The organism is Methylobacterium sp. 37f (genome assembly GCF_023093475.1).
Lineage (GTDB): Bacteria > Pseudomonadota > Alphaproteobacteria > Rhizobiales > Beijerinckiaceae > Methylobacterium.
In genome coordinates this window covers 1-26,490 of sequence record NZ_JAGHKN010000052.1, presented here as the reverse complement: position 1 = coordinate 26,490, position 26,490 = coordinate 1, and the positions used below count along the sequence as shown (strand labels likewise).

General features: G+C 66.3%; 29 protein-coding genes and 1 pseudogene. 7 read left to right on the top strand and 23 right to left on the bottom strand.

What is annotated here, in order from left to right; genetic code table 11:
* Positions 1-112, top strand: a pseudogene (locus J7U37_RS22920) (IS630 family transposase); the annotation flags it as partial.
* 164 nt (positions 113-276) lie between these two features.
* Here J7U37_RS22920 and J7U37_RS22915 read toward each other — a convergent pair.
* Genes J7U37_RS22915 through J7U37_RS22895 form a run of 5 tightly spaced genes read right to left on the bottom strand, consistent with a single transcriptional unit; the run spans position 277 to position 3,666 of the window.
* On the bottom strand, positions 277-984 hold the full coding sequence (locus J7U37_RS22915) for a hypothetical protein (protein WP_247637228.1): 708 nt from the start codon (positions 982-984) through the stop codon (positions 277-279).
* Between the two features lie 10 nt (positions 985-994).
* Positions 995-2,800 carry a phage tail tape measure protein gene (locus J7U37_RS22910; protein WP_247637227.1) on the bottom strand — a complete coding sequence of 602 codons (1,806 nt, stop codon included), beginning with the start codon at positions 2,798-2,800 and terminating at the stop codon, positions 995-997.
* Complete coding sequence (locus J7U37_RS22905) at positions 2,800-3,048, bottom strand: hypothetical protein (protein WP_247637226.1); 249 nt, start codon at positions 3,046-3,048, stop codon at positions 2,800-2,802. Before J7U37_RS22905 ends, J7U37_RS22910 begins: the two co-directional genes overlap by 1 nt.
* A 23-nt stretch (positions 3,049-3,071) precedes the next feature.
* On the bottom strand, positions 3,072-3,452 hold the full coding sequence (locus J7U37_RS22900) for a phage tail assembly chaperone (protein WP_247637225.1): 381 nt from the start codon (positions 3,450-3,452) through the stop codon (positions 3,072-3,074).
* 1 nt (position 3,453) lies between these two features.
* A complete protein-coding gene (locus J7U37_RS22895; protein WP_247637224.1) occupies positions 3,454-3,666 on the bottom strand; it encodes a ribbon-helix-helix protein, CopG family in 213 nt (70 codons plus the stop codon).
* Positions 3,667-3,955: 289 nt separating this feature from the next.
* Between J7U37_RS22895 and J7U37_RS22890 the strand changes: the two genes are divergently transcribed.
* Positions 3,956-4,204: a hypothetical protein gene (locus J7U37_RS22890; RefSeq protein ID WP_247637223.1), complete on the top strand. Its 249-nt coding sequence runs from the start codon at positions 3,956-3,958 to the stop codon at positions 4,202-4,204.
* A 21-nt stretch (positions 4,205-4,225) separates the two neighbouring features.
* On the opposite strand, the gene J7U37_RS22885 is transcribed toward J7U37_RS22890, so the two are convergent.
* The 4 genes from J7U37_RS22885 to J7U37_RS22870 all read right to left on the bottom strand — a co-directional run bounded on the left by J7U37_RS22885 (position 4,226) and on the right by J7U37_RS22870 (position 6,838).
* Positions 4,226-4,522: a helix-turn-helix domain-containing protein gene (locus J7U37_RS22885; protein ID WP_247637222.1), complete on the bottom strand. Its 297-nt coding sequence runs from the start codon at positions 4,520-4,522 to the stop codon at positions 4,226-4,228.
* The gene (locus tag J7U37_RS22880) at positions 4,522-5,934 is read right to left on the bottom strand and encodes a hypothetical protein (protein WP_247637221.1); all 1,413 of its coding nucleotides are present in this window, start codon (positions 5,932-5,934) and stop codon (positions 4,522-4,524) included. Before J7U37_RS22880 ends, J7U37_RS22885 begins: the two co-directional genes overlap by 1 nt.
* Complete coding sequence (locus J7U37_RS22875; RefSeq protein ID WP_247637220.1) at positions 5,931-6,152, bottom strand: hypothetical protein; 222 nt, start codon at positions 6,150-6,152, stop codon at positions 5,931-5,933. The genes J7U37_RS22880 and J7U37_RS22875 overlap by 4 nt, the downstream gene beginning before the upstream one ends.
* 158 nt (positions 6,153-6,310) lie before the next feature.
* Positions 6,311-6,838, bottom strand: coding sequence for a hypothetical protein (locus J7U37_RS22870; RefSeq protein WP_247637219.1), 528 nt, complete (start codon positions 6,836-6,838; stop codon positions 6,311-6,313).
* A gap of 382 nt (positions 6,839-7,220) precedes the next feature.
* On the opposite strand from J7U37_RS22870, the gene J7U37_RS22865 reads away from it, so the two are divergent.
* A complete protein-coding gene (locus tag J7U37_RS22865; protein WP_247637218.1) occupies positions 7,221-7,463 on the top strand; it encodes a hypothetical protein in 243 nt (80 codons plus the stop codon).
* A 1,234-nt stretch (positions 7,464-8,697) separates the two neighbouring features.
* Here J7U37_RS22865 and J7U37_RS22860 read toward each other — a convergent pair.
* The 6 genes from J7U37_RS22860 to J7U37_RS22835 form a co-directional block, all read right to left on the bottom strand.
* Positions 8,698-10,416, bottom strand: coding sequence for a hypothetical protein (locus J7U37_RS22860; RefSeq protein WP_247637217.1), 1,719 nt, complete (start codon positions 10,414-10,416; stop codon positions 8,698-8,700).
* A gap of 9 nt (positions 10,417-10,425) precedes the next feature.
* Positions 10,426-10,701, bottom strand: coding sequence for a hypothetical protein (locus J7U37_RS22855; RefSeq protein ID WP_247637216.1), 276 nt, complete (start codon positions 10,699-10,701; stop codon positions 10,426-10,428).
* Positions 10,698-11,084 (bottom strand): hypothetical protein, encoded by a 387-nt coding sequence (locus tag J7U37_RS22850; protein WP_247637215.1) that lies wholly within the window; start codon positions 11,082-11,084, stop codon positions 10,698-10,700. The genes J7U37_RS22855 and J7U37_RS22850 overlap by 4 nt, the downstream gene beginning before the upstream one ends.
* 246 nt (positions 11,085-11,330) lie before the next feature.
* Positions 11,331-11,558: an excisionase family DNA-binding protein gene (locus J7U37_RS22845; protein ID WP_247637214.1), complete on the bottom strand. Its 228-nt coding sequence runs from the start codon at positions 11,556-11,558 to the stop codon at positions 11,331-11,333.
* A gap of 114 nt (positions 11,559-11,672) precedes the next feature.
* On the bottom strand, positions 11,673-12,419 hold the full coding sequence (locus J7U37_RS22840) for a hypothetical protein (protein WP_247637213.1): 747 nt from the start codon (positions 12,417-12,419) through the stop codon (positions 11,673-11,675).
* Positions 12,403-13,548 carry a site-specific integrase gene (locus J7U37_RS22835; RefSeq protein ID WP_247637212.1) on the bottom strand — a complete coding sequence of 382 codons (1,146 nt, stop codon included), beginning with the start codon at positions 13,546-13,548 and terminating at the stop codon, positions 12,403-12,405. Before J7U37_RS22835 ends, J7U37_RS22840 begins: the two co-directional genes overlap by 17 nt.
* 143 nt (positions 13,549-13,691) lie before the next feature.
* On the opposite strand from J7U37_RS22835, the gene J7U37_RS22830 reads away from it, so the two are divergent.
* Positions 13,692-13,949: a hypothetical protein gene (locus J7U37_RS22830; protein ID WP_247637211.1), complete on the top strand. Its 258-nt coding sequence runs from the start codon at positions 13,692-13,694 to the stop codon at positions 13,947-13,949.
* Positions 13,946-15,304, top strand: coding sequence for a sigma-54 dependent transcriptional regulator (locus J7U37_RS22825; RefSeq protein ID WP_247637210.1), 1,359 nt, complete (start codon positions 13,946-13,948; stop codon positions 15,302-15,304). Before J7U37_RS22830 ends, J7U37_RS22825 begins: the two co-directional genes overlap by 4 nt.
* A gap of 73 nt (positions 15,305-15,377) precedes the next feature.
* Here the strand turns inward: J7U37_RS22825 and J7U37_RS22820 are convergent, their stop codons facing one another.
* From J7U37_RS22820 to J7U37_RS22810, 3 genes are all read right to left on the bottom strand, one after another.
* Positions 15,378-15,959, bottom strand: a complete 582-nt coding sequence (locus tag J7U37_RS22820) for a PepSY domain-containing protein (RefSeq protein ID WP_056181089.1) — start codon at positions 15,957-15,959, stop codon at positions 15,378-15,380.
* A gap of 93 nt (positions 15,960-16,052) precedes the next feature.
* Positions 16,053-17,648, bottom strand: coding sequence for a PepSY-associated TM helix domain-containing protein (locus tag J7U37_RS22815; RefSeq protein WP_247637209.1), 1,596 nt, complete (start codon positions 17,646-17,648; stop codon positions 16,053-16,055).
* Positions 17,649-17,693: 45 nt separating this feature from the next.
* Positions 17,694-19,955 carry a TonB-dependent siderophore receptor gene (locus J7U37_RS22810; protein ID WP_247637208.1) on the bottom strand — a complete coding sequence of 754 codons (2,262 nt, stop codon included), beginning with the start codon at positions 19,953-19,955 and terminating at the stop codon, positions 17,694-17,696.
* Between the two features lie 671 nt (positions 19,956-20,626).
* On the opposite strand from J7U37_RS22810, the gene J7U37_RS22805 reads away from it, so the two are divergent.
* Positions 20,627-21,304 carry a Crp/Fnr family transcriptional regulator gene (locus J7U37_RS22805; RefSeq protein ID WP_247637230.1) on the top strand — a complete coding sequence of 226 codons (678 nt, stop codon included), beginning with the start codon at positions 20,627-20,629 and terminating at the stop codon, positions 21,302-21,304.
* An 11-nt stretch (positions 21,305-21,315) separates the two neighbouring features.
* Here the strand turns inward: J7U37_RS22805 and J7U37_RS22800 are convergent, their stop codons facing one another.
* The 4 genes from J7U37_RS22800 to J7U37_RS22785 all read right to left on the bottom strand — a co-directional run bounded on the left by J7U37_RS22800 (position 21,316) and on the right by J7U37_RS22785 (position 25,325).
* On the bottom strand, positions 21,316-21,609 hold the full coding sequence (locus tag J7U37_RS22800; protein WP_056181092.1) for a hypothetical protein: 294 nt from the start codon (positions 21,607-21,609) through the stop codon (positions 21,316-21,318).
* 92 nt (positions 21,610-21,701) lie between these two features.
* On the bottom strand, positions 21,702-22,037 hold the full coding sequence (locus J7U37_RS22795) for a hypothetical protein (RefSeq protein WP_247637207.1): 336 nt from the start codon (positions 22,035-22,037) through the stop codon (positions 21,702-21,704).
* A gap of 252 nt (positions 22,038-22,289) precedes the next feature.
* Positions 22,290-24,545 carry an ATP-dependent RecD-like DNA helicase gene (locus J7U37_RS22790; RefSeq protein WP_247637229.1) on the bottom strand — a complete coding sequence of 752 codons (2,256 nt, stop codon included), beginning with the start codon at positions 24,543-24,545 and terminating at the stop codon, positions 22,290-22,292.
* Positions 24,546-24,635: 90 nt separating this feature from the next.
* Positions 24,636-25,325 (bottom strand): trna delta -isopentenylpyrophosphate transferase, encoded by a 690-nt coding sequence (locus J7U37_RS22785; protein WP_247637206.1) that lies wholly within the window; start codon positions 25,323-25,325, stop codon positions 24,636-24,638.
* A gap of 237 nt (positions 25,326-25,562) precedes the next feature.
* Here J7U37_RS22785 and J7U37_RS22780 point away from each other — a divergent pair, with 237 nt between their 5' ends.
* Complete coding sequence (locus J7U37_RS22780; RefSeq protein ID WP_056181101.1) at positions 25,563-25,898, top strand: hypothetical protein; 336 nt, start codon at positions 25,563-25,565, stop codon at positions 25,896-25,898.
* A gap of 124 nt (positions 25,899-26,022) precedes the next feature.
* Here the strand turns inward: J7U37_RS22780 and J7U37_RS22775 are convergent, their stop codons facing one another.
* Positions 26,023-26,286, bottom strand: a complete 264-nt coding sequence (locus J7U37_RS22775; RefSeq protein WP_056181282.1) for a hypothetical protein — start codon at positions 26,284-26,286, stop codon at positions 26,023-26,025.
* Between the last annotated feature and the right edge of the window lie 204 nt (positions 26,287-26,490).

Genomic DNA, 26,490 nt, shown 5'->3' with positions numbered 1-26,490 from the left:
GGCCGAGCGCACGGTCGATCGGCTCTGGACTGTCGTCGGCAATCTGCTCGACGCCTTCACCCCAACCGAGTGCGCAAACTACTTCGCTGCCGCCGGTTACGATCCGGAGTAGGTGGAAACCGCTCTAGGTCGGCCTGCGTGTGAGCGATGCAGGATCGCACCTCGGCCGAGCTGGTCGGCTTCGTGAGCGCATCCACGATGCGCCGGCGCAGGGTGATGACGGGCGCCGACGAGGTGTCGGGGAGGTTCAGAGCGGTCGCGATCATGTGGCGATCCTCAGCGGTTCAGGTTCGAGGCGCGGTCCTGCGCCTTGGTGATCGCATCGTTGAGATGCTGAACCACATCGGAGATGGCCGGCGCGGCATCCGCGATCATCGCGGCGTCGCCCATCATCGGGCTGGGTGCGCCGGTCTGAGCCTGCTGGAGGGTCCACAGCACGCTCTGCGCGTTACGGATGCCGTTCTCCACGACTGTCCGGCTGTCGCCTCGCATGTCGGCGAGCACGTAATGGACCTTCGAGTGCAGGCCGTGGGGTAGGCGTTGGATGCTGTCATTGATGTTCATGGCCGAGTCCTTTGCGGAATGGATGGTCAGAGCAGGATTGCCTCCGAGCGCGATCGCACGGGCCTGGGCTCGATCGGCGATGCTGGCGACGTAGCGGGCAGCCTGAGCGCTCGCGGGTCCGGCGGATTGGGTACGGGTGATCTCGTCGGCCATGCGGCGAGCGGTGTTGGCGGCAGCCTGGGCTCGAAACACCTCGTTCGACTTGGCGTCATCGGCCAGACGAGTGAGGTGCGGCAGCAGGTGTGCGGGCAGGTGCTGGACGAAGCCCGCGTCGGCGAGCGACACGCCGGCCGCTCTGGCAGCATCGCTCATCGTCAGGCCGACGCTCATGCGGTAGCCGGGGCGCAGGGTGCCCCGATCAAGGGCCTCTTCGTCAGTTACGGCCATGCCGTCGCTGTGCCGGATGTAATGTGTTCTCATGGCCTCCTCCTCAGGGTGCTGGGCTGGCAGCCGTGCCGCCGCCGGTCGGCAGTGAATTGGCCTTCACAAGGCTCGGCCCCATCGAGGCGAGCCCTTCCTTGGCGCCTGCGGCAGCCGAGGCCGCGACACCTGCCACCCCGTTGACGGTCTGTTGGACCGTCACGGTCTGCGTGCGCTGATCGTTGCCGGTATTCTCGTAGTTGTTGGTGACGCCGGCTGCCTTCGCAGCGCCCGCGCTCATCCAGTTGGCTCGATCGCCGAGAGACCCGAAGCTCGGCGCGGTCATGCCTTTGCCCATGCCGCGCATGAAGGCCGGGCGCTTGTCGGGAGCGGCCGTGTTGAACCGATCCTCGAAGTTGCTGGCGGTGATGCCGCCATAGCCGCCGAGCCGGTTGTGATAGGTCGGTGGGGCGCCGAGCAGCTTGTTCAGCTTCTCGACCATGGCGTTGGCTTCGCCTGGGGTCTGGCCTTTGCCATCCCTGCGGGCCTGATCCGCCGCTGAGGCTGCGTCGAGGCCGGCACGGGCAGCAGGTGCAATCACCTCGCCAACGCCAACCATGAGACGGTCGACGGTTGCGCCGAACCGCTCGACGCTGCTGTTGAAGGTGTCCATCGACTTGGCGAGATCCGCCTGCATCGTGCCAGGCGCTTCGCGCTCGATGGTGCCTTTGAATTCCTCGTACTTGTCGCGCTTCTTCAGCAGCCCGCTCATGGCGTTCCGGGCTTGAAGGTCGCCGAACAGCTCGGCCTCCTTGAAGGCATCGCCCTGTGTGTACTTGCCGGCGAGATCGAGCATCCGATCCAGGCGAGAGACGCCCTTTTTGTCGGCGTCTTTCATCTCCTTCTGGACGTCGATGCCAGCCTTCTTGAACGCCTTGACGGTGGTTGGCGCCGACATCTTCTCCATGAAGTCGCGCAGGAAGTCGGCGGCCTGGCTCGTGGTGGCCGCGCTTTCCCGCACCACCGTGAGCGCAGCGATCAGGTCGCGAACGCCGCTCAGACCCTTGAGGCCGATCTTGGAGCCAGAGGCGGCCAGCTCCGGCATGACGGCGGCCGACTCCTTGAACTCGGCCTTGCCGAGCTTGCCGCCCTTGATCGAGTAGTCGAAGGCCTCTTCGAGGTCGGAGACCTTCACTTCCAGGTTCTGCATGAAGACGATGGCCGCCGCAGCGGCCTTATCGATCTCCACCGACCCGGCCTTGGCTGCCTTCGCCGTTAGCTCTGCGGACTCAATCGAGGTGTCATAATCGACGCCAGCCGCCGCATAGGCGCTCGCTGCACCGACCAGGGACGTGGCCGTCGTTCCGTACTTCGGCCCCGAAAGCTTGAACCGATCGACGGCCGGCTGCACCTCCTCCTTGGTCTTCTCGGTCGTCTTGGCCAACTCAACCTGAGCGGTTTCCAGCGTGCCGAAGCGGTTGAGAGCCGCCACGATGGCGCCGACTGAAGCAAGGGCACCGACGCCACCAGCCCCCGCGCCGCCTGCAACGGCACCAGCTATTGCAGCTTTGCCCGTGCCACCGCCAGGGTGCGTACCGGGACGGGCACCAGGACCAACCGGCATGACGCTGGGAAAACGAACACGGCTCGCACGGGCAGCTTCCTCACGCATCTTGCGGAAAGCTTTGGCCGCACGCTCAGCGTCGGCAGCCGCCCGGCTCAGGCCGGACTTGCCCCCGAACTTGAAGTCGAAGCCTCTGCTGGCCTCCTTGCTCGCCCGCTTGATTTTATCGAGTTCGCGCAGGAACTTGGCGGTGTCGTTGCCGCCGGTGAACCTCAGACCGAGTTTGGCAATAAGTTCTTCGATGACAGCCATCAGCGGCGCCCTCGGCTGCGGGCCTGCGCCTCGCGTTCCGTCACGCGGGTGGCTTTCTCCCCGGCGGCCTCGCGCAGATCCAACACCTCGTGGAAGTCGGCGAGGTCATCGAGGGTGTAGATCGTGCGCAGCTCGTGGAGCGTGCACAGCGGCGGCTCGCTCATGCAGGGCGTTGGCCGCAGCAGGTAGGGCAGCATGTCCCGACCCAGGTTCGGTGCAATCCGGCCGATTTCGCCTTGCGTGAGCATGGTGGCGGACGCCTTTTCCCGACCTAGGCTTCCGCCATCTTGCCGAGGCCGGCGATGATAAAATCCCGGAACTGCACTCCGAAGGCGAACCACGCCACCTCGACCGCATCGTCCATCGTGTTCGGCTTCACGCCGAGGATGGCGGGGTCGTTGCCAACGCGGCATAAGCCGACCGCCTCGGTGATCAGGGCCACCACGTCGTCGCTGTCGAGGACCTGGTTCATCGAGGCGTGAAGGAACGCCTGTAGAGCGCCTTCCCGGTCGACGTTGGCCGCTATGGTGCCGAGCACCACTTGGTCGCCCTTGAAGACCTGGTTGAGGCGCATGTAGAGCTTGAGCGCCTGTTCGGCAGGAAGCTTGTCGCAGCGGTAGACAACGCCACCGATCTTCTTCTCGGATGCCATACTATTCGCTCTCGTTGAGGGTGGCAGCGTACTGGAACATGCTGACCCGAGCTGCGATGGCGCGCCGGATGAACTCGCTCGTTGCGACGCCTTCGGCGCTGGCAGCAGCCTTCACAAGGTCGGTCAGCCCACGCGGTACGCTGGCGCTTAGACGCTCAGGGTAGAGACCGCGTCCGTCGGTGAAGCTGGGGGCAGGAAGTTCGGGTAAAGACATGACGTGACCTTGCCCGCCTTTGGCATGATCTGGAAGGTCGAGTTCGCCGCTTCCGCCGATATTGTCAGCAATGCCGAAATCACTTCACCGCAACTGAAATAAATCCGCTGAGGTGTGCAAAGGATTGCTTACGGCGGGATGCGGATGCTCGTCGCGGTTGCCGGCATGATCCATCAAATTGTCGGCCACCCGACACTGTGACCGATCTTAACTTGAGATAAAGTAAACTATAGAGAAATAAAATAAATACGATTATTGACGAAGAAAAATATGGATAAGGTGTTCGCTTATGCCCAGGCTTTATTTTGACTTTAATGACGGCCGCTCGCGTTTTGTGGATGAAGAAGGAATCGACCTTCCTGACGTAGAGGCAGGCCGAGCTGAGGTTCTGCAGACACTCGCCGAGATCGCCAAGGACGCACTGCCAAAGAGCGATCAGCAGGCATTCACTGCCTCGATACGCAATTCCTCGGGGAAAACGGTCTACAGCGCGAAGGTCACTGTTGCAGGCGCGTGGCATGGGTCGCATCAGGTCTGAGCGATGCAAGCTCACCGGCCGCTAGGCAGGTCCATCCCTCAAACCGACCTCAGCTCTTCGAAAATAGTCTGTAACGGCTTGGCTCTCCCGATCGCCAGCGAGATAGGCTGCCAGCGCCGCGCTGTTGCTTTCAAGGAGCATCAGCAAGGCGACGCGGGATAGCATCCAGTCGCCGCCGACAACGCGACGGCCGATATCGTACCGGGCCGCCCACTCCCGGACGGTACGGGGCGATTTGCGTGCGATAGCAGCACCCTGCGAGACGGTGATCGCCTCGGCCGGGTTCCAGGGAATGAGCACCTGAGGGGCGGAACGCATCAGAGCAGATCCATGACGGAGAGCTTGCGCGTGCCGGTGCCGACGAGCACCCCGGCAGCGGCGTTGATCAGGTCGTCGTGGCTGTTGGCCGGATGATCGATCGAGTCCTTGCCGCCCCAGGCGGTGCGACGCTCCAGATTGAGCAGCTGCTTGCGCATCGGATCATGATCGAGGAGGCGCACCCGCCGGCTGTTCAGAAGCGGCAGGAACTCGGCGTAGATCGTACCTTTGGGCTTGGCTGAGGGTTCGTAGGCGATGCCGTGCGTGCGCATCATCTCTTTCGGCCACTCGGCCGCGTAGTTATCGCCCGTGACCTTGCTGATCCCGTAGAGCTTCAGCGTGGCGGCGAACTCGATGCAGGCGGCCTCAGGGGAGAAGGGTGGGGCGATGCCGGCGACATGGTCGAGGACGCCGCACCCATCCTCGGCGCGGTGCCCGATGGCGAGCGTGAAGCTGTCTTGACCCGAGCCGCCGGCCGGGTCGATGAAAGCCGAGTAGGTGATGCCTGGCACCGGATCGCGTGAGACCACGCCCGGATCGGTGCAGCTGTCGACCACCTCCGTACTCACGAAATCCGAGATGCCGTCGCGGAACTCGGCGCCAAACTCGGCCTTGGCCGACTCCGCATCCCGCTCATAGGCCCGCGCAACCTCGCGCTGGATCTTCGGGCTGTCGTGCATGGCCAGCGTCGGCGCCTGGATCACCAATACGCGCGAATCGCCCTTTGCCCCGAAGTCCCGCCGATAGGTCGCGTACAGCTCGCCCTTCTTGGCATAGGGGCTCGACAGCACGAACAGCGGCCCGCCCAAGGTCATCAGACCCGGTCGGATCGCGCGCAGGATCTCGCGGTCTGGGTTGGCTGCCCCCTCCAAGTGCCAGAAGGCGATTTCATCGCAGACAGCCGCCACCAGCGTCGGGCCGCGCACGGTTTTGAAGTTGGCCGGTTGCACGACGATGTCGACGCGGTTCGTGAGTCGGATCGTGTCCTGGGTCGGCTCGCCCTCGACCATGTCGGCAAACATCGGCACCTCTGTGAAGATGCCGAGCAGGTAGCGGAAGGCTTCCGTCGCCTGGTCCTTGGCCGACGCCATCACTGGCAGGCGCCCGCGCTGGCCGGGAGCGAAGCGGCCCTCGTAGTCAACGCAGGCCGCCATGTAGGCGGCGGCCACAGCGAAGGCGCGGGTCTTGCCGCCTCGACGCCCGACCACGCCCCAGACCTCGTCGCAGGGCTCATCAGGCTCGCGCTCGCGGCCGGTCAGCGCGGTGAAGATTGCGCGCTCGTCGGCCTTCAGGGGCTCGCCCTGAGAGGCGATGAGGATGGCGCGCCAAGCGGCCCAGGTCTCACCGGGCAGGATGGCGCCGAAGATGTAGGGATCGGTCAGAGCCGCCCGCATGGTGATGATGCGGCTCATGGGCGGGCGCTACCTGATGCGAGGTGATCGCGGAGGCTCTTGCGCTCGGGTGCCTTCGGCGGCCCCATGCGGCGGCTCTGACGGTCCATGCGATCACACAGTTGCCCGTAAATGTCGGCATTGATGGTCTCGCCGGCCGCCATCTTCGTTTCGATCCGCTCTCGCTCCACGCAGAGCGTGGCGTAGGCGCGGACGGCCTGGCGCTGGACCGACCTCATGGCAGCGCGTCCGCCGCGCTCGGCTTCGAGTTCCGACACGAGGTCGCCGAACCGACGCGCAATGGCCGAGCGGCCGTCCACGTCGCCTAAAAACAGCGTCGTGCCGTTCGTGAGCCGAGATCGATGACGGGGATGAGGGGCAACCATCGATGGCGGCCTCAGTAGAGGATCTGAACGGTATCGGCAGCCTTGCTCAAGGTCGCGTCGACCACAGCCACATTGTCGAACTTGGTGCCGCCAGACCCGGTCGCGTCGCCCACCGTCATCGTGCCGCCGCCGGCAAGCTTCAGCGCAAAACTGCCGCTACCTTTGACTAGGACACCGCGACCAGGCGGGAGAGGCGTCCCAGGCGTCAGCGTGACAGCCCTGATGTAGGGGCCGGAGACTCCCATAGTGCCGGAGGCCTGAAGCGGTGCCGCGCGGTCGCCAAGCACGACCTGCGCACCGATAGCAGCGAAGCCGTCGATCAGCACCTTGCCGCTCCTGACGAGCGCTGTGTCCGCATAAGGCGCGTTGTCCTCTGCAAGACCCAACTCGATGACGGTGGCGCCCTTGGTCAAGGTGAGAGCCTGAACGGTGAGGCCGTAGGATAGGCCCTGAATGGCATCCTCAGGCTTGCGGGCGCGACGCTGCAAAGTCAGCGTGTAGCCGCCAAAGTCGCCGAACGTCTGAACGGTATCGGGCATTCTCTGTCCTTCCCTCGCCTGGTAATGGCGGCTTGAATGGAGTGTGACCTTCTCCGGCTTGAACGCCTCTGAAGACCGAGGGCCGCGCAGCTAGAGTTTCCGTTGTCGGGCTGGTCACGTCGCCCTCTGGGATCGGCCCCCTTGCTCGCTGCGCTTAAATCGGCCCACAAGCCCGACGAACACGCAACGAACTAATTACGAAGCGCTAATGTCGTATATTTTTCAAATATTTGCAAGTGTATTGCGCAAGTAACACTATCGAACACCAGCGAACACTGATGGATGCAGGCGGACGGATTGTTTGACTCGTATCGTGCGGCCTTCGTCGCACCCTCGAACTTACTTCGGCAGGAAGGCGTTTAACGTCGACACAGGGAAAACCATGGCCGAGAACCCATCGAATTTTGTGCGTGATTGGATCAGCGAGCATGTCCACAGCGATCCGTTCTTCAACGGACGCACAGAGGAGCGAGTCGGCTCGGTTATGCAGCGCCTCAGCGCGGCTTCGAAAGAAGCGGAGATCCCGCAAGACGATCCGGAGTTGGCTCCAGACCTGCTACGAGATCTGATCCAGGCGGCCATCGAGAGGACGTATGATCCCTCGGCTGGCCTACGGTCCTTCTAGAGCGCGCCCATCACCGGTCGGCATCGCGTTGAAACTCGGGCACGCCTACGCATGAGGAAATGTGGCTCCATTACCACACGGCAAACCATGATGGCAGCATCCTGCATGGTGCTGCACTATCATGCTTGCCGCCCTCGGCCAGAACCGGCACATACGTAGATCACGCCGCCGCAGAGGTGTGGGGTAGGAACGCTGACATCGGGGAGGGAGCCATGCTTGCTTATGCAAACGTCTATCTAGGTTGCCTCGCGCTCGTCCTAGAATTCGTCGCCATGGCGCCTGTCTGGCCCGAGGCCGCAGATTAAAGGCTGACGAGCAACAACGCTGCCCACCCGAGCAGGCTTATCCAGCCAAGCGTCACAATGCCTGCCAACCCAAGAACAAGGGCCGTGCCATAGCTTTTCCGCTTAGGAGCGCTCGCAAATTGGGTAGCGCTTAGAACGGTCGGGCTATCAGCCATGGATATCTCACCTGTGCCTTGGGCGGCTTAGGAACGGCAGCGTGCACCAACCGTTCCAGAGAAAATTCAAAGTTCATTCTTTCGGCGAGAGCTGTGATTGCCCCAGCTGCACGCAGGTTTCGGGCGGAGTGTATGGCCATTCTCTCAGGATCTCAGCCTACATCGTGGGTGCCACCGTGGGTAGGCTCATGGCTACTTAGCTCAAGCTATTGATTACTTACTGCTAAATCGATCTGCGAGGCGGATGCCATATCCGCCCGTGCCAGTTGGGGGCTCACCTCTCACGAAAAAACCGCCCCCGAAGGGACGGCTGAAGTCATTGGGAGGTAAACCCCTCACGGGGTACTGGCGTGACGAACGCCAGCAGGAACAAACCTAACGCTCATTTGGCCCGCGCATAGGACATCCAAGGTGCGGCGGGGTGTCCCTGCCGATCAGGCCGCATTTAAATTTGATATCCTAGAATGTGCGTGCGGTAGGGGTTCCGGCCCACTTCAGACGACCGCCCCTCTACGGACGCGCCCAAGCCCATCATCAAAGCCCCGCTGATCCAAGCCGTGACGGGAGCGGCGCAGAATGCGAGCGAGCGCGCCACGGAGCGCGGGCGATCAGAGGTGCCCGCACAGAGCTCAATGGGGGTTTGGGGGGGATTGGGGGTTACTTTCAGCCGCGCTGGCAGGAGTGTCAGAATAGGGATTTGACAGTTTCCACACGTCACTTGAAACAAACCCCCGAAACCCCCGAAACCCCCATTGGGGCGCGCGCCGCTCACCATCAGAACGGTGGCTCCCATGCATGCGCGTCTGTTTCGCAGAGGGAGAATTTGTTCCCGTGACTGCCATCGACGCGAACGTGGATCCAGCTACCATCGACGACACGGCCGCCGATTCGACCGAGCCACTTGCCCAGGCGCCGGCTGTTCACGGCACCGCCGTCACCGGCTTGTCGCAGCAGCAGATCTCGAAATTCGGGGGCAATGAAGTCGACGTTGCCGTAGTCGAAGCTGCTGCCGGCGGCCTTCGCGCAAGCCGTCTTGATAACAGTGTTCGTCGTGTAGCCTGAGGCTATCGACAGGTGCTTGCGCCAGTGCCCGAACAGCTCACGGATCGCCGACAACTCGGGATCTTCCTCGCGAGCTGTTTCCATGCTGGCAACCGGATCAGCATGGCCCAGCCAGATCAGCGGTGCACGCACCATGGCGGACCATTCCCCATAGCTGCCGATGGGACCGCAGACCTTCGGCGCGCCAGCGGCTTGATAGGCGCGGATGATCGTCATGACGGCGGCGACATAGGCGCCCCGGTTGGCCATGACGCGCTCTACGGGATCAAAGTCGAACTCCCGCAACTCGGGCCGCTCCACCTTCGCATCAAGGGTGCACAGCACGGTGCGACGGGTCATGTCTCCCACAAGTGTGAGGTTGTTGCCGGTTGCGAAGACGGTCGACCGCACCTCAAGCTCAGGTGCTTCGCTCTTCCCAAGGATGCGCACGCGCACGAGCGGGCGCTCCGTCATCTGGCAGAGCATGTCGCCGCCAAGTTCGCCGTTCACGTTGTCGATCGAGACGACAGCGACTGCGTCACACAGCAGAGCACCGAGACGCTTTTCGGTTTCCTCCTCGGTCTTGCCCGCTGCGATGACAGGGCATTGCCGGCCGGTCGCGATCACTGAAGCAATGTCGACCAGCAGGCTCTTGCCGGTGCCGGGGCTGTGAGCTCGGATCGCATGGAGTGGTGCAACCGAGATCGTGCCGCGAACGACGGCAGTCAGGATGCCTGACAAGGCGACAGCCTTGTCGACTGGCTCCACGAACGGAAAGCCGGCGAGCAGATCCTCAAGGACCTGGAGGGCCTGTTCTGCTTGGAGCCGTGTCGGATGATCCGACATCGGGGGCAGGGCGAAATCTCGGTCAAGAGCAAGGTACAACCGGGTTTCGGCATCGTATCCAGCCGTGGCGAGCAACGTACCGTTCGGCCTCAGTGTCGGCGTTGTGATGATCCCGGCGACAGGTGGCAGCCGCCACTCGCCCTCGCGCGCCAACATGGCGCCGATCATGTCGGACGGCGGATTGGTGTCCACCCAATCCTCGCATCGCTTATCGAACCGGCGGTATCGGATCACCCGAGCAAGGTGGTCAGCAAGGCTCGGCTGGCAGAACGACCGAAACCGAGCAATCGTCGTTGTACGGCCCTTGGATGCCGGCACGGTGTCAGTCACCGGCCGGACCAACGAACCGGCACGTGTGTAGATCTGCGTGCCGGCATCAAGCAGTAGCGTCTCAGTCTCGCGAATGGCGCGCGGAACCTCACCCGCCGCAGCGCGAACGACCGGCAAATGACACGGCGCGCCGCCTTTCGGGCGGTCGCCTTTGCTCCGCTTGGCCTTCTTTGGCTTCGCAGGAACCTCCTCGTCATCGCTGATGGGGGGCCAGGGACGGGCAAGCTCCGGACCTAGTGCCTCGTACATCTCGTCGAAGGGATCACGATCTTCCATGTCGCTCCCCTACAATCCGAGCGCCGCATCGGCGCCCTCACGTTCGGCGCGTGCGACCTGACGGGCATGCAGGAGCTTTGCGTTCTCCTCCTTGAGCATCTGAAGCGTCGAGGCGCCCTGACGGAGCGCGGCAATCGCGCGACGAACTGAGACGTCCAGAAGGACGTCGTCGCCGGCCGCCGCATAGTCGACGGCCATTCCGGAGTAGAAGGCGGTCATGTTCAGGCACTCAGCCACGAAGTCTCGCAGAGCGCTTGGCGTGCCGTGATAGGCTTGCTCGGTCATGCTGCGCCTCCCTGGTGGAGCGGCCCGCCTGGCTGGCACATGGCCTGTTTCAACATGACTTCACGTTCGCGCACCGTCGGATGCACGTCGGCAAGGCCTTCCCAGACCGCGCGGGCTTCCACCTCGCTGAGGTTCTCGCCGACAGCCTCAACCGGACCGAAGGCGACGAACCGGAGCCGCACGCCGGGCGCGAGCTGCTTGATGGCCGAGAAGGCAACTGGCGCATCGGACGTAAGGTTGAGCGTGCTGCCTTTAAGAGCCTCGATCTGCGCTCGTTCAGCCCGCGACAGGACGCGGATGAGGTAGTTCCGCTCAGGATGACGCTGAAAAAACCGGCGGTCGGCCTCGACGGCGTGGTCTGCCGCTTCGGCGTAGCGCGCCATGATCCGACGCTTCTGACGAGAGATAGAGGTGCTCATCGCCGAGCCCTCCAATCATCGGAGAAGCCGAAGCAATGGCTGGTTAAAGCCGCAGCGATAGCAGGTGACAGATTATAACGTTGCGCGAGGTAAGCTGCTTGAAGGGAGGGGAGGGATACGGTAGCTTCGGAGCTGTCGATCTGCCGAGAGACAACATCCGAGGGACGTGAGCGCTTGCCGGCGCTGCGTCCCTCAATTGTTTTCAACATCCTATGCGGCCTCCATCTCAAGAGAGGCCAGGAACCCGCGCAGGCTGTCCGCCGGAATGAGAGTGCGGGTGCCGACCTTGATCGTCCGCAGCTTCCTCTCAGAAATCAGCAGGTAGATCGTAGAGCGGCCGAGACCGGTCGCGTACAGCGCCTCAGGCAGCGTGTAGGCAAGCTTCTCCGTTGACGCGCGCAGGTCTCCCTGCGGCGCCTGAACCTTATGAGAGTTCATGGCGATGATCCTTACGTGTCCGCCGGTGTTCGAGCGGCTGAGGACGAACTTAAGGTCTACTGCGGGGTACTGGTAAGGGGGCAACAAAAGCAATTAAAGCAATAAGCCTATTGCTTATTTGGAGCGGCGCCTCGTTCTACCAGCTTCTCGCAGAACAGTATCTTTACTCGGCGGTATTCTACCGCTTTTACGGATATGCTCTTCTACATCTCCGTAAAGTTTTTGGTCTGATTTGTGCCCTTTGTCCGGTATTCCATTCGGGTAGAGAGCCGCGAATGCGTCACGGCACATCAGTTTCTGCGGTGTCATCCGCTCCGAAGGAGATGCTGGTTCTTCCTGTTGCAACTCTACGGCGAGAGCCTTTGCCATTAGTGGCGGCAACAGCTCCCTAAACTCAGGATGTTGTGAAAGCCATCTAACAGCAGGTCCACGACAGACTTCCCAGTGGGCTAAGTGCTGGGGGTGATTGGATTCGCCGAGATCTCGGTCTTCGCCGCCGACAAAACGAAGCCAAGGTGGCTTAGCTCGCGAGGCAATCGACAAGGCTTCGAGGATCGGACTGCGGCTGATGTAATGTAGGTCCTGCGCCTTGCCGCTATGAACCTCTAGGAGGCGAACGAATTGGTAGAGGTTTGAGAAATCGTCCGTCAGCCAACCTGCCCAATATGCACTTCCGTTCGCATCACCGTAGGCAAGCTCGAAGATCTCCGTCGTTGCTTCAATCTGAGCAAGTGCACAACTCTCAAAGAGAGATTTGATGCACACCCGCCGCTCTGAAGCTGACAGGATGCTGGCGTGGCGTGCGCCCGAAAGAATTTTTGCTTTTAGATCGGATGCCGCAGGATCAGGCGGGTTGCTCATCGATACCTCCGACCATTTGAGCCCAAGCGTCCATCAATTCGCGCCGCTTTGCGAACAGATCGCCGCGCCGGTAAGCCGCCTCCACCTTGTCGGACACAGCGTGCGCCAGCGCCATCTCCACTACATCAGACGGGAAGCTGGTCGTCTCCGCAGCCCAGTCGCGGAACGTGGAGCGGAAGCCATGGACCGTGACGTCCAGGCGCTGCACCTGCTTCAGCAACTCCAGCATGGAAGTTTTTGGCAGCGGCTTGCTGCGCCCTCCAGGGAAGACGAACTCGCCCGCAGAGGAACCCGGCAGGACCTTGAGGAGATCCACGGCGGCAGCCGAGAGGGGCACGCGGTGCTCGCGGCCGCCCTTCATCCGCTCTGCCGGGATCGTCCACATGGCCGCCGACAGATTGATCTCGACCCACCGAGCACCCATAATCTCTCCGGTGCGGGCTGCCGTCAGGATGGTGAACTCCAGAGCACGGGCGGCGACGGCCTCGCGCGTTTGTAGCTCGGCCATAAAGCTGGCCATCTCGGAGTAGGGCAGGGCGGCGTGGTGCGTAACCCGCTGAACCTTCGACCGCTTTGGCAGCAGGTTCTGAAGATGCCCTTTCCACCGAGCCGGGTTCTCGCCGCGCCTGTAGCCGCGCGTGGTTGCCCAATCCAGGACCGACTCGATCCGCCCGCGCAGACGGCTGGCCGTCTCCGACTTCGTTGCCCAGATCGGCTCGATCGCCTTCATCACGAGGCCAGTATCGACAGCCTGCACAGGCAAATCGCCGAAGACTGGGTAGACGTAGCCTTCAAGGGTTGTCGGCCACTGACTGGCATGTCTGGCATTCCGCCACCCGGCTTTGTGCGACTCGATATAGGCGAGGGCACACTCGCGGAAGGTCATGGCCTTCGCTGCTTCTAGCTGAGCCTCCCCGCGCCGGACCTGTCGTGCCTGAATCGGATCGATCCCCTCAGCACAAAGCTTCCGGCAGGCAAGCGCCTTCTCGCGCGCCTCGGCCAGTGTGAAGGTGGAGAACGACCCCAGCCCCATCTCCCGAGACCGGCCATTCAGGGTGAAGCGGAAGATCCAGCTCTTGGCTCCAGCTCCTGAAACCTGAAGCCATAATCCGCCGCCGTCGCCGTACATGCCAGCCACCCTTGCTCGGCTAGCGGACAAGGCACTAAGCTTACCCGGTGCCGCCATTCTGCCCCCACTTCTACCCACATTCTTAACGCGGATTGTGGCGCACAAGGGCGGACGATGGCAACCGTCCACCGCTGGAAATCCAAATGTTTTCAATGATCTTTCAGACGACGGCGGACAGTCACGGACGGTTGTACGGCGGAACGATCTTCCGCATGGTGCTGGCCAAGGTCCTGGCCAAGGTCCGGGACCCCGAAGAGGGCCTGGATCAGCAGACGATTCTGGAACAGCAAGAGAGCCTGGGACAGCAAGAGAGCCTGGGACAGCAAGAGAGCCTGGGACAGCAAGAGAGCCTGGGACAAAAGGCCGGCCGGGCGGCGGGACCGGCGGAGGCGACCACGTGAGCGAGACAGCGGATGGGCCGGGTTCGGCCGAGCGGGTCGTCTTCATCGACGACGAGGCGGAGGTCTGCCGCGCCAACCGGCAGAGCCTGGAGCTCGACGGCTTCCGGGTCGAGACCTTCGGGGCGGCCGGGCCGGCCCTGACGGCGATCCTGGCCGATCCGCCCGGCCTCGTCATCACCGACGTGCGCCTACCCGACCTCGACGGCAATGCCCTGTTCGCGCGCCTGCGGACGATCGACCCGGAACTGCCCGTGATCCTGATTACCGGGCACGGCGACATCCGCATGGCGGTCGCGGCCATGCGCGACGGCGCCTACGATTTCCTGGCCAAGCCCTACCCGGCCGAGGCGCTGCTGGCCTCGGCCCGGCGCGCCCTGGAGCGCCGCCGCCTCGTGCTGGAGAACCGCCAGTTGCGGGCGCGCCTCGATGCCGCCCTGGAGGAGGACCCGGCCTTCCTCGGAGTCTCGCCCGAGATGGTGCGCCTGCGTCAGCTGGTGCGCGAGGTGGCCCATGCCGATGTCGACGTGCTGGTGTTCGGCGAGACCGGGGCCGGCAAGGAGGTGGTGGCCAGCGCCCTGCACCGCTGGGGCCGGCGGGCCAAGCGCAACTTCGTGGCGATGAATTGCGGCGCCCTGCCCGACAGCGTCGCCGAGAGCGAATTGTTCGGCCACGAAGCCGGGGCCTTCACGGGCGCCCTGAAGCGCCGGGTCGGCCGGATCGAGCACGCCCAGGGCGGCACGCTCTTCCTCGACGAGATCGAGAGCATGCCGCTCAACCTGCAGGTGAAGATGCTGCGCGTGCTGCAGGAACGCAAGGTCGAACCGCTGGGCGGCAATGACACCCTGGCCGTCGACATGCGCGTGGTCGCCGCCACCAAGGTCGATCTCGGACAGGCGGCGGCGCAGGGGACGTTCCGCGACGACCTCTACCACCGGCTCAACGTGATCACGATCGCGATCCCGCCCCTGCGGAACCGGCGCGAGGACGTGATCCTGCTGTTCCAGGAATTCCTGCGGCGGGCGGCCACCCGGTTCGGCCGCGAGGTGCCGGCGATCACCGGCCCGGTGCTCGACCACCTGCGTCGGCACGACTGGCCCGGCAACGTGCGCGAACTCGGGCATTTCGCCGAACGCTTCGCCCTGGGCCTCGCCGACCTGGAGCGCTCGGCCCCGGAGGCCGTCACCGACGGCACCCTGGCGGATCAGGTCGACCGCTTCGAGCGCAGCCTGATCCGCGAGGAGCTGATCATGGCCGGCGGGGATGTCCGGATGGCGGCCGAATCCCTCGGCACGCCGCGCAAGACCCTCTACGACAAGATCGCCCGGCACGGGCTCACGCCGACCGACTACCGCTGAGCCCTGGCGGAACCAGGGCCGTCTCGCCGGCACGGAGGCCGGCCGGCCCGGGGGCCGGCCGTCCGGGGTGGGATCAGTCGACGACCTTGCCGTCCGGGCCGACCTTGACGGTCTGCTCGCGGTCGGCATGCGCCACCTTGATCTCGTACTCGACCGAGGCGCCCTCGCGCTCGACCTCGGCCTCGTAGGCCTTGCCGCCGCCGGCCTTCTTCTCGGCGATGACCAGGGCGTCCTTGAGCGAGACGGTGGCCTTCTGGAAATCGGCCGGCTTCAGGCGGGTGAAGTAGCGCTCGATCGGCTGGTTCTCGGTCTTGTAGAGAGCGCCGTCATCGGCGTTGATGCCGTACTCCACCAGCTTGCCGTCGGGGTACACGACCTTGATGCTGTAGTGGTTCGGGTTCTTGCCATCGGCCTTCTCGAAGTCGGCGTCGATGGCGCGGCCCTTCTCGCCCTGCTTCTCGGCGGTGGTCAGCGCCTGGGCGAGGGTGACCTTGCTGACGGCGGCGAGCTGATATTCCTTCAGGTCCTTGTCGGTCTTGGCGACGGTGCCGCCGGCGGCGGTCCCGGTGGCAGGGGTGGTGGCGGGGGTCTGGGCCAGCGCGAGGCCGGCGCTCATCGCGAAAAGGCCGGCGGCGGCGGCAAGGCGGTACATCATGGCGGGTCGTCCCGTTTCGGGTTCGTTGAAGGACCCTGGAAACGGGCACGGGCCGGTTTGGTTGCCCCGCACCGAGCCGTTTGCGCGCCCGCCTCAGCGGGCGGACGGGCCGATGGGGGCGAAGTCGCCGAGGCCCGCACGGGTTGGCGCGGCCGCGGCGGCCCGGGCCGCCCGCCGCGGCCCGGCATAGCGGGCGAGCTTGCGGGCCGCGAAGGCGAACAGGCCCGCCAAGGCGAGGAGCGTCGCGTCGAACCACACGAACCGCGCCTGCCCGGCAAAGAGCCCGGCCCAGCGGTGATCGACCAGGGCGAGGTCGGCGGCCACCACCGCGAGATAGAGACCGGCGGTCGCGGCCAGCGCCACGCCCCAGGCCCTGCGCCCCGGCCCCGCGAGGGCCGCGAGCGTGACGAGGCCCCAGGTGGTGAAGAAGGCCCCGATCTCCCAGTCGCCCCGCCCCGACAGGCCGAGGGGCAGCAGACGGTTGGCCAGGAAGTAGGCCGCGATTCCCGCCGGCAGCCCGGCGACGGCGCCGATGTTGAGGGCCTGGACCAGGCGCAGGCCGAGGAAGCCCCGCTCGCCGGCCTTGGGCAGGCGCGCCACCGACCACAGCACGAGGCCGGTCGCCACCATGGCGGAGCCCATCAGGCCGCAGACGAAGAACAGGATGCGCAGGGCCGGCCCGGCGAAATGCGCCTCGTGCAGGCCGACCATGGTGGTGAAGGTCCGGGTCGCCGGCTTGAGGCCGCCCTGCCGGACCTCGCGCACCGCGCCGGTCACCCCGTCGAAGGCGATCTGCGGATGCGCGTGCGAAAGCCCGTGCGGCTCCTCGAACACCGCCGTCACCACGGAATTCGCGTCCCGCGGGTTGGCGATCGACAGCCGCTCCAGGGGTTCCGACACCTGCGCCATCGCGTCCCGCACCATCGGGCCGATGGGCGCGAGCGTGCCGGGCTGCCCGGCGGGGGCGCGCGGCGCCGGGATCTGGCCGCTCTCGGCGAAGAAGGTCTGGGCCTCGCCCTTGTAGGCCGTGGTGATGCCCCAGGGCATGTACATCACCGCGAGGGTGACGATGCCCGTGTAGGTGATCATCAGGTGGAACGGCAGCGCCAGCACACCGGTGACGTTGTGGGCGTCGAGCCAGCCGCGCTGGGGCGACTTGTCCCGCCGCAGGGTGAAGAAATCGGCGAAGATGCGCCGGTGGGTGACGATGCCGGAGATCAGCGCGACGAGCATGACCATGGCGCAGATGCCGACGATCCAGCGGCCCCAGAGGGGCGGCATGTGCAGCTCGAAGTGGAAGCGGTAGAGGAAATCGCCGCCCTTCGTGTCGCGGATCGCGGCCGGCGCGCCCGTCGCGGGGTCGAGCCGGGCCTGCCCCGGCGGGGTGCCGGGCTTCGTCCGCCAGAACAGGTCGATGACCGGGCTGTCGGGCTGCGGCAGGCCGACGAACCAGGTCCGGGCCCCGCCCGCATGGGCCGTCAGGTGGGCGACGCCGAGTTCGGCCGCCCGCGCCATGGCGTCGGGCGAGAGCGGCGCGGCCTGCACCAATTCGGGGCGCATCCAGCGCGAGATGTCGGCCCGGTAGTAGCTCGCCGTGCCGGTGACGAAGACCGCCAGCAGGACCCAGCCGACGATCAGGCCGGACCAGGTGTGGAGCCAGGCCATCGCCTGACGGAAGGTCGTCCCCATGCGGTCCTCCGGTTGCGGATTGTCGCGCCGCCCTGAGCCTGCGCGTTACCAGCGGTAGCGCAGGGTGGCGTAGACCGTGCGGGGCAGGCCGTAATAGCAGTTCGAATAACTGAAGCAGCCCGTGACGTAGCGCTCGTCGAGGAGATTCTGCGCGTTGACCTGCAGGGTGAAGCCGTTGAGCGTCGTGTCGAGGTTCTTCAGGTCGTAGGACAGCACGGCATCGACCAGGACGCTCTCCGGGACCTTGAAGGTGTTGGCGGGGTCACCCCAGGACGACCCGAGATAGCGCACGCCGCCGCCGATGCCGAGGCCCAGCAGGGGGCCGCTGGTGAAGCGGTAATCGGCGAACAGCGACACGGTGGTGTCCGGGATCTGGACCGGGACGCGGCCCTGGAGCGCCACCTGCTGGTTGGTGACCTGGTTCAGCGTGGTGGTGAGGTCGGTCACGACGCGGGCGTCGATGAACGAGAAGCCGCCGATGACGTTCAGGCCCTCGGCGAGATTGACCCGCGCCTCGAACTCCATGCCCTGCACGCCGACCGCGCCGGTCTGCACCACGAAGTTCCGGTTGACCGGATCGGGGTTGGTCGCGTTCGAGCGGCGGATGTCGAAGGCGGCGGCGGTGAGCAGGATGTCGGTGCCGGGCGGCTGGTACTTGATGCCGGCCTCGAACTGGTCGCTGGTGATCGGGTCCGGGATGCGGCCGATCGAGCCGAAATTCGCGTCGAAGATCCGTCCGGCCGTGATCGGCTCGAAGGCCTCGCTGTAGGAGACGTAAGGCGCGAAGCCGTTGTCGAAGAGGTAGAGCAGGCTCGCCCGGCCGGTGAAGGCCTCGGACGGCACGTCCTGGTTGGTCACGACGTTGGTGGCGAGGCTCCGGGTCGGGCCGGAATTGCGGGCCCAGTCGTAGCGGCCGCCGAGGGTGAGGACGAGGCGGTCGAATTTCACCTGGTCCTGGAAATAGACGCCGGTCTGCTCCGAGGTGATCCGCGAATCCGTGGTGAAGGGCGGCGTCGGGATGTTCATGGCGTAGTTCGGAAACAGGACGTTCAGGCTGGGGGCGGCCGGGAAGGCCGACGACAGCGTCCGGGTCTCGAAGCTCCGGTAATCGACGCCGACCAGGGCGGTATGGGCGAAGATGCCGGTATCGAACTTGCCCACGAGGTTGTTGTCGAGGGTGTAGGCGTCGATGCCGACCCGGGTGGCGATGCGCGAGCGGTCGATGAGCGGGCCGCTGGCGAAGGGTCCCGTGGTGTCGTTGAAGGCGCCGTAGACGCTGCGGTAATCGCCCTCGGTGCGCAGGTAGCGCCCCGCCGAGTGGAAGTGCAGGGCCTCGTTGACATTGTGGTCGAAGATGTAGCTGATCGAGGCCTGGGTCCGGTCCGAACGCTCGAAGTTGCGGTCGCCGTCGTAGAAGTCCACCGGCAGGCGGCCGGTGAAGCCGTTGCCGAAGTTGCGCGGGAACACCGTGCCCACGGCCGGGAAGCCGCCGTAGAAGCCCGAGAACGGATCGCGCTCGTAATTGCCGATGATGGTCAGCGAGGTGTCGGTGGAGGGCCGCCAGGTGACGCTCGGGTTGATGAGCACGCGCTCGACCCGGGTGGTCACCGCCGGGCCGTCGCCCGTCCAGCCGAGGCCGATGACCCGGTAGGCGAACTGGTCGGCGAGCGGGCCGGCCTCGGCGGGGAGGGGGCCGCCGATGTCGAAACCGCCCCGGACCTCGTTGAAACCGCCGCCCTGGACGAAGATCTCGCCGTGGCGGACGAATTGCGGAACCTTCGACACGAGGTTGACGATGCCGCCCGGTCCCGATTGCCCGTAGAGCACCGAGGCCGGCCCCTTGATGATGTCGATGCGCTCGAGCCGGTAGGGGTCGATGCTGGCCGAGGCGTCGCGGCTGCCCGGCAGGGCGAGGCCGTCGAGGAACAGCGGCGCCGTAAAGCCCCGGATGAAGAACTGTTCCAGGCGGCTGGCCCCGGAGCCGCCGCGCTGCTCGGTGGTGACGCTCGGCGAGTAGCGCAGCGCCTGGTTGATCGTGATGGCGTTCTGATCCTCGATCTGCTGGCGACCGACCACCGAGATCGACTGCGCGGTCTCCAGGATCGGCGTGTCGGTCTTGGTGCCGACGCGGCTCTGGGTGGCGACGTAGCCCCGCACCGGCCCGACCGCCCCGCCCGGCTGGCTGCCCGACGCGTTCCGCCCGAGGCCGACGCCCTCCACCGAGAGCGTGTCGAGGGTGACCGCATCGGTGGCGTTCTGCGCATGAGACTCGCGAATACCGAACCCGATCGCGGCAACGCCGGACATCAGCGTCGCCAGAAGGCAACGTTGGGCTACCTTGGCGATCGGACGGGCGTTATCATTCAGCACAAAGCGGTTCACAGCCAAAGACCATTCCGGGTGAGCACGAGAGCGGTGTCGCAGACGTGAATTGACTTACTGTCCGTGACCCAAAATCGTCTTGGCAGGATTCATAATTACGATGCAAGGACTATGTTTTTTACTTATTCCAGGTTGGAACTACGGACGACGCCACGGGCCATCGCCGCCTCTCATCCCGACGCCTCGTGAAAGCGTCGCGGTGTCGCCGAAACCGCACAGCCCGCAGCGTCGAACGGGTTTCGCGACCGGCACCATGCCCAGGAGGCCATTCCACAACCGCCCTCGTCTTCGACACGCACTCGTATTTCGATACGCGAAAAGTCTGTTTTTTCAGCAGATGCGCATCGTGATTTCTGGAAATACTTGATTTTTACGTCGGGATGACCACTATCAAGTGGTTGCTTGCTCCGGTTCGGCCGCAAGCGATTGGGAGACAGAGCGCGCTCTTGCCGTCGTGAGGGAGCGCCATGCCCGACACTGTCCAGCCCAAACCCCCTCCTTCCAATGCTCCTCCGGCCAAGGCTCCCCTCACCAGGACCGAGCAGGCCGGCCCGGTGCCCCGGCAGGGCGATCTGCGCAACCGCCTGCTCCGCGCCATGGCGCCGGACGACTTCGCGCGTCTGCAGCCGCACCTGGAGCCGATGGCCGCCCCCCTGCGCCAGTCCCTGATCCTGCCGCACCAGCCCGTCCGGCAGCTGTACTTTCCCGAGGACGGGTTCGTCTCGGTGGTGACCGGATCGGCGGCGGGCCGGGTCGAGATCGGGATCATCGGGCGCGAGGGGCTGGTCGGGGCGACCCCCATCCTGCTCGACAGCGACCGGACGCCGAACCACGCCTTCGTGCAGAAGGCCGGGCAGCTGCTCGCCATCGACGCCGCCTTGCTCAACCGGGCCGTGGCGCAAAGCGCCTCTCTCCGGACCCTGCTGCTGCGCTACGTCCAGGTCCAGATCATCCACCTGGGCAAGGCCGCGCATGCCAACGCCACCTACACCATGGAGGTGCGCCTCGCGGGCTGGCTGCTGATGTGCCACGACCGGGTCGATGGCGACGAGATCGCCATCACGCACGAGTTCCTGGCCCTGATGCTCGGGGTGCAGCGCACCGGGGCGACGCTCGCCGTGCAGGTCCTGGAAAGCCAGCATATCATCCGGGCGCGGCGCGGACGGATCACCATCCTGGACCGCCCGGCCCTGCTGGATCTGGCGGGCGGAAGCTACGGCACCGCCGAGGCCGAGTATGCCCGGCTGATCGAAGGCGCCGGCCCCGGCGCCTGATCCGACCGGCCTCAGGCTGCCAGCGGGAGGGCGTCCCGGGCCGGTGCGGCGGAGCGGATGCCCAGGAACGCCTCCACCGCCTCGAGGGAGTCGAAGGCCATGAATTCCGGGCGCAGGGGCTGGGGCAGGCCCGCGAAGGTCAGGCTCCGGAAGGTGTCCGGATGGGGATAGAGCTGGTAGGGGCCGCCCGCCGCCAGAGGCGGGAACAGGATCGCCACCTTCCGGCCGCCGAGCCGGACCAGGCGGGTGCTGCTGTAGGACAGGGTCTCGATCGTGTAGGCGGCCCGCTTCGGCGTGGTTTTCATACCCTTTTGCCTTTCATGCCCTTTTGCATTTCATGGATTTTGCCTGGCATCACGCCTGACATCGCAGCGCCGGCCCGTGCCCCGCGCCGGGGTCAGGCCGCCCGCGACACCCGCGCGGCTTTGCCGACGGGGCGAACCTCACCGGCCGGGAGAATCTCGCGGACGGGAAGAATCTCGCGGACAGGGAGAATCTCGCGAAACGGGAGAACGAGGACGCGGCGTCCCTGCCCGTCGTGGACGTCGACGATCCAGTCCGACCAGTCGAGCGCCGCCCCGACCCGCTCCATGGCGTGCAGCGCCACCTCCACGGCGTGGAAACGGACCTGGGTCCGGTCGGCGATGGCGAGCCCCGTCGGGTCGATGATGGCCATGTGGCCGTCGGTGCAGTGAAAGCGGTACGGGGATTGGGACTGACGCGGGACAGCCATGTCCGGGCCTCTCCTCGGTTTGAGTCGCGACGCGTCTCCCAAGAGGACCGACAATCTTCGGAGGCGGGGCCTCGCGAAGGACGGATCCTGTCGACAAGACGGGTCTGCAGCGGCGTTCCGTCGATATAAGTTCTTCTTTTGTTCTCATCAAGATTCCGGCCCTGCGCGTTCTGACGCGGCCCGGTGCTCAACCTTGGCCGGTGGCCACGGGTGCGAACCCGTTGCTGGCCGCCGCCCTGAGAAAGCCCCCTCCTAGCCGCGCTCGCGCAGCCATTGGCCGAGCTTGGTCCAGCGCCGCGCCTGCCGCACGCCGGACAGAGCCATCCGGATCGCCCGGGGCTGGCCGATCAGCACCACCAGTTGCCGCCCCCGCGTCACCGCCGTGTACAGGAGGTTGCGCGCCAGCATGGCGGCGTGCTGGGTCACGATCGGGATCACCACCGCCGGATATTCGGAGCCCTGGCTCTTGTGGATGGTGGTGGCGAAGGCCGGCACCAGGGTGTCGAGTTCGCCGTACGGATAGGCGACCGCGCGCCCGTCGAACGACACGATCACCGCCTGATCCTCGGTATCGATGCGGGTGACGCAGCCGAGATCGCCGTTGAATACGTCGCGGTCGTAGTCGTTCCGCGTCTCCATCACCCGGTCGCCGGGGGCGAAGCGCCAGCCGAAGCGCTCCACCGCCTCGGCCCCCGGCGGGTTCAGCACCCGCTGGAGTTCGTGGTTGAGGTTGCGGCTGCCGAGCACCCCGCGCAGCATCGGCGTCAGCACCTGCACGTCGCGGATCGGGTCGAGGCCGAAGCGGGCGGGGATGCGCGTCGTGACCACGTCGACCAGCCGGGCAAGCCCGATCTCGGGATCGTCGACCGCGATCCAGTAGAAATCCGCCGCATCCGGAGATGCCGGAGCTGTGGTCTCCGACCCCGGAGGCCCGGCCTCCGGGACCGGGGGTAACGCCTCCGGCATCAGCCCGCGGTTGATGCGGTGGGCGTTGACGACGATCCGGCTCGCCGCGGCCTGGCGGAACACCTCGGTGAGGCGGGCCACGGGAACGCGCGCCGAGGCGATGAGGTCGGCCAGCACCTGGCCCGGCCCGACCGAGGGCAATTGGTCGACGTCGCCGACGAGGAGCAGGGCCGCCCGCTCCGGCATCGCCTTGAGGAGCGCGTTCATCAGCGGCACGTCGATCATCGAGGCCTCGTCGACGACGAGGAGGTCGCAGTCGAGCGGGCGGTCGGCGTCGCGGGTGAAGCCGCCGCCCGCCGGGTCGATCTCCAGGAGGCGGTGCAGGGTCCTGGCCGCCAGCCCGGTCTGCTCGGTCATGCGCTTGGCCGCCCGGCCGGTGGGGGCGGCCAGCAGCACCCGCACGCCCTTGGCGCCGAGGATGCGCAGGAGCGCGTCGAGCGTGCTGGTCTTGCCGACGCCGGGCCCGCCGGTGAGGACGCAGAGCCGGGCGGCGAGCATCGTCCCGATGGCGGCCCCCTGCGACGGCGACAGGGTCCGGCCCGTGCGCGCCTCGACCCAGGGGATCGCCCGGGCAGCGTCGATGGCGGGCCAGGGCGGGGGGCCGTCGCGGCGCGCGATCAGGCGCTCGGCGATGGCCCGCTCGGCCCCGTGCAGGCCCTTGAGGAACAGGCAGGTTTCGGCCCCGGAAGGCCCGGTCTCGATGGTGTCCGCTACCACGTCGGCGCCGCGCAGTTCCAGCGCGATGGCGAGGCGGATCAGATCGGGCTCGACCGCGAGCAGGCGCTGGGCGAGCGCCACGAGGCGCTCGGTCGGCAGGGCGCAGTGGCCCGCATCGGTGGCGGTCTGGAGCGCGAAGGTGATCCCGGCACGCAGGCGCTGCGGCGCCTCCGGCGCCATCCCGAGCCGCATCGCGATGGCATCGGCGGTGCGGAAGCCGATGCCGCGGATGTCGCGGGCGAGGCGATAGGGGTCCTGCGTCATGACGGGAATCGCGTCGCGCCCGTAAGTGCGGAAGATACGCACCGCCCGGGCGGTGCCGACCCCGTGCGCGTGCAGGAACACCATGATCTCCCGCACCTGCTTCTGCTCGGCCCAGCCGCGCAGGATGCGGGCGGCGCGCTTGGGGCCGATCCCCGCCACCTCGGTCAGGCGGCCGGGCTCCGCCTCGATGACCGCGAAGGTGTCCGCGCCGAACAGCGCCACGATGCGCTCGGCCATGGCCGGTCCGATGCCGCGCATCTGGCCCGAGGCGAGATAGCGGGCGATGCCGTCGCGGCCCGTCGGCGGCGTCACCCGCAGGGTCTCGGCCCGGAACTGCAGCCCGTGCTGGCGGTCGCTGGTCCATTGGCCCGCGGCGGCGATCCACTCGCCCGCCGCGATCGCCGGGGCGTGGCCGACCAGGGGCACGAGGTCGCGCCGGCCCGCCACGTGCACCTTGAGCACGCAGAAGCCGGTCTCGGCGTTGTGGAAGGTGACGCGCTCGATCGTGCCCGCGAGGGTGTCGTGGCCCGGATGCGGTTCGATCTCGCCCGGGCGGATCATCCTGTTCACGCAACGAGTCCTGCGTCAGGCTCAGGCCGCGCGGCGGCTGTTTCTGTTGAATCAGGCCGCGCGGCGGCTGTTTCTGTTGAATCAGGCCGCGCGGCGGCTGGGTTTCTTCGGCGGCCAGCCCAAGGCGACGAGGCGGGCGCGGGCGTAGTCGCGGACTTCGTCGCGGGTGCCCGGCGGCATTCCGGCGAGCACCTGCTGGGTTTCGGCATCGAGCATCAGGTCGGTCACCGCGTCGATGCTGTCCTGCGCGTCGATGCGGCGCTTCAGGTCGGCCTCGGCCTCCGTCACCGCGTCGAACGGATCGGGATCCGCGAAGGCGTCGTCGACGGCCTCGATCGCGGCCGGGTGGCCCTGCCGGAACTCGTCGGCCTCCTCCTCGGAATAGACCAGCCCGTGCAGTTCCAGGAGCTTGAGGATCACCCGGTCCTTGGCCCGCTTCTCCGCCATGGCGTAGACGTAGCCGGCCTGGCGGCCGGACACCCGGTAGTTCACGTTGACCAGGGCCTCGCCGATCGACCACTCGACCCGCTCGGTCCCGGCCTTCGTCCCGGTTTTGGTCCCCGCCATCCTGCCCGTCACCAGGATGACGGCCTCGTCGCGCTCGGCCCGCACCAGGGTCGGCGGGTCGAAGGTGATGCCGGCCTGGGCCGCGATCCGCTCCAGGGTCCGGTGATAGATCACCGCCGTGCCCTGCACGCGCCAGACATTGCCGCCGAAGGGTTCCCCGTAGCGGACCAGAATGTCCGCGATCTGCTTGTCCGCCGTTCTCATCCGGTCCGCCCGTCGCGATGCGGAGCCCCCATCGCGTTCATGATTTGTTCCGACCGTTCCGATGTGGTTCCGGCGGGTCGCGTCTGCAAGTGGGTCTTTGCGAGTGGGTCTTTGCGAGTGGGTGCGTCGCATTCGATGGTCGGCTAGAGTTGCCCGCCGGAGACGTTGCCCTCGCGCCGCAGCAGAGACCCCGTCGAACCGGCATCATCCCAAGCAAGCATGACCATAGGAGCCTCGATGACCGCGCTGATCTTCTCCGTGTCACGCTCCGATGGCGAGGGCGTCTACCGGATGGAGGCGACGAAGACGCCACGCGGCGTGCGCTTCACCTGCACCTGCCCGGAGGGGGTCGCGGACCAGCATTGCGAGCACCGCCTCGCCCTGCTCCTGGGCGATGTCGCCCACCTCGCCTCGGTCGATCCCGCGGCGGTGGAGGCGCTCAAGGGTCTGACCCGGGGCTCGCCCCTGATGCACGCCGTCCATCGCCTGGCCCAGGCGGAGGCCGCGGAGGCCGAGGCCCGCGCCGACCTGGAGCGCGCCCGGCAGGTGCTCGCCACCATCTTGGGTGGATGAATCCACCATTCCGGGTGGATGAATCCACCGTTCTGGGTGGATGAATCCGCCGTTCTGGGCGGCTCGCCCCGCCGGCCGGGCGGTGACCTCGGCCGGGCGGGCAACCGGACCCGGTGCGTCGGCTTCAGCCCCGGTCGGGCCGCGCCTCCCAGATCGCGGCCTCGACGAAGGGACGCCGGAGCTGCGGCCCGGCGCCGCTGCGGTGGATGAAGTCGTTGGCGCCGGGATGGCGGCGGATGGCCTTGGCCAGGTTCAGCCGGTAGCCGGCCGCGAACACGAAGGGCGGCGCCATCGGGTCGGCCATGAAGGCCTCGATGGCCGCCTTGACCTCGGTCTCGGGGATGAGGCCCAGGTCGCACAGGGCGCGGATCGTCAGCTTCTCGGTCATGCGGTCCTCCATAGGCGCAAGGGGGATCGGTGCAAGGGGGGCGCCGCCGCAACGCGGCCTTGAGCCGAGGCACCGCACCGGCTACCTCTTGGTGCGGGGGCCAAGCTTGCCCGGAAACCCGGCCGCGCCGCGCGCGGCGCCGCCGGGGCATTCCGAGACGCCGTCCCACCGGCCGAAAGTGCATCCGTGGCGCCCACCCTGTCC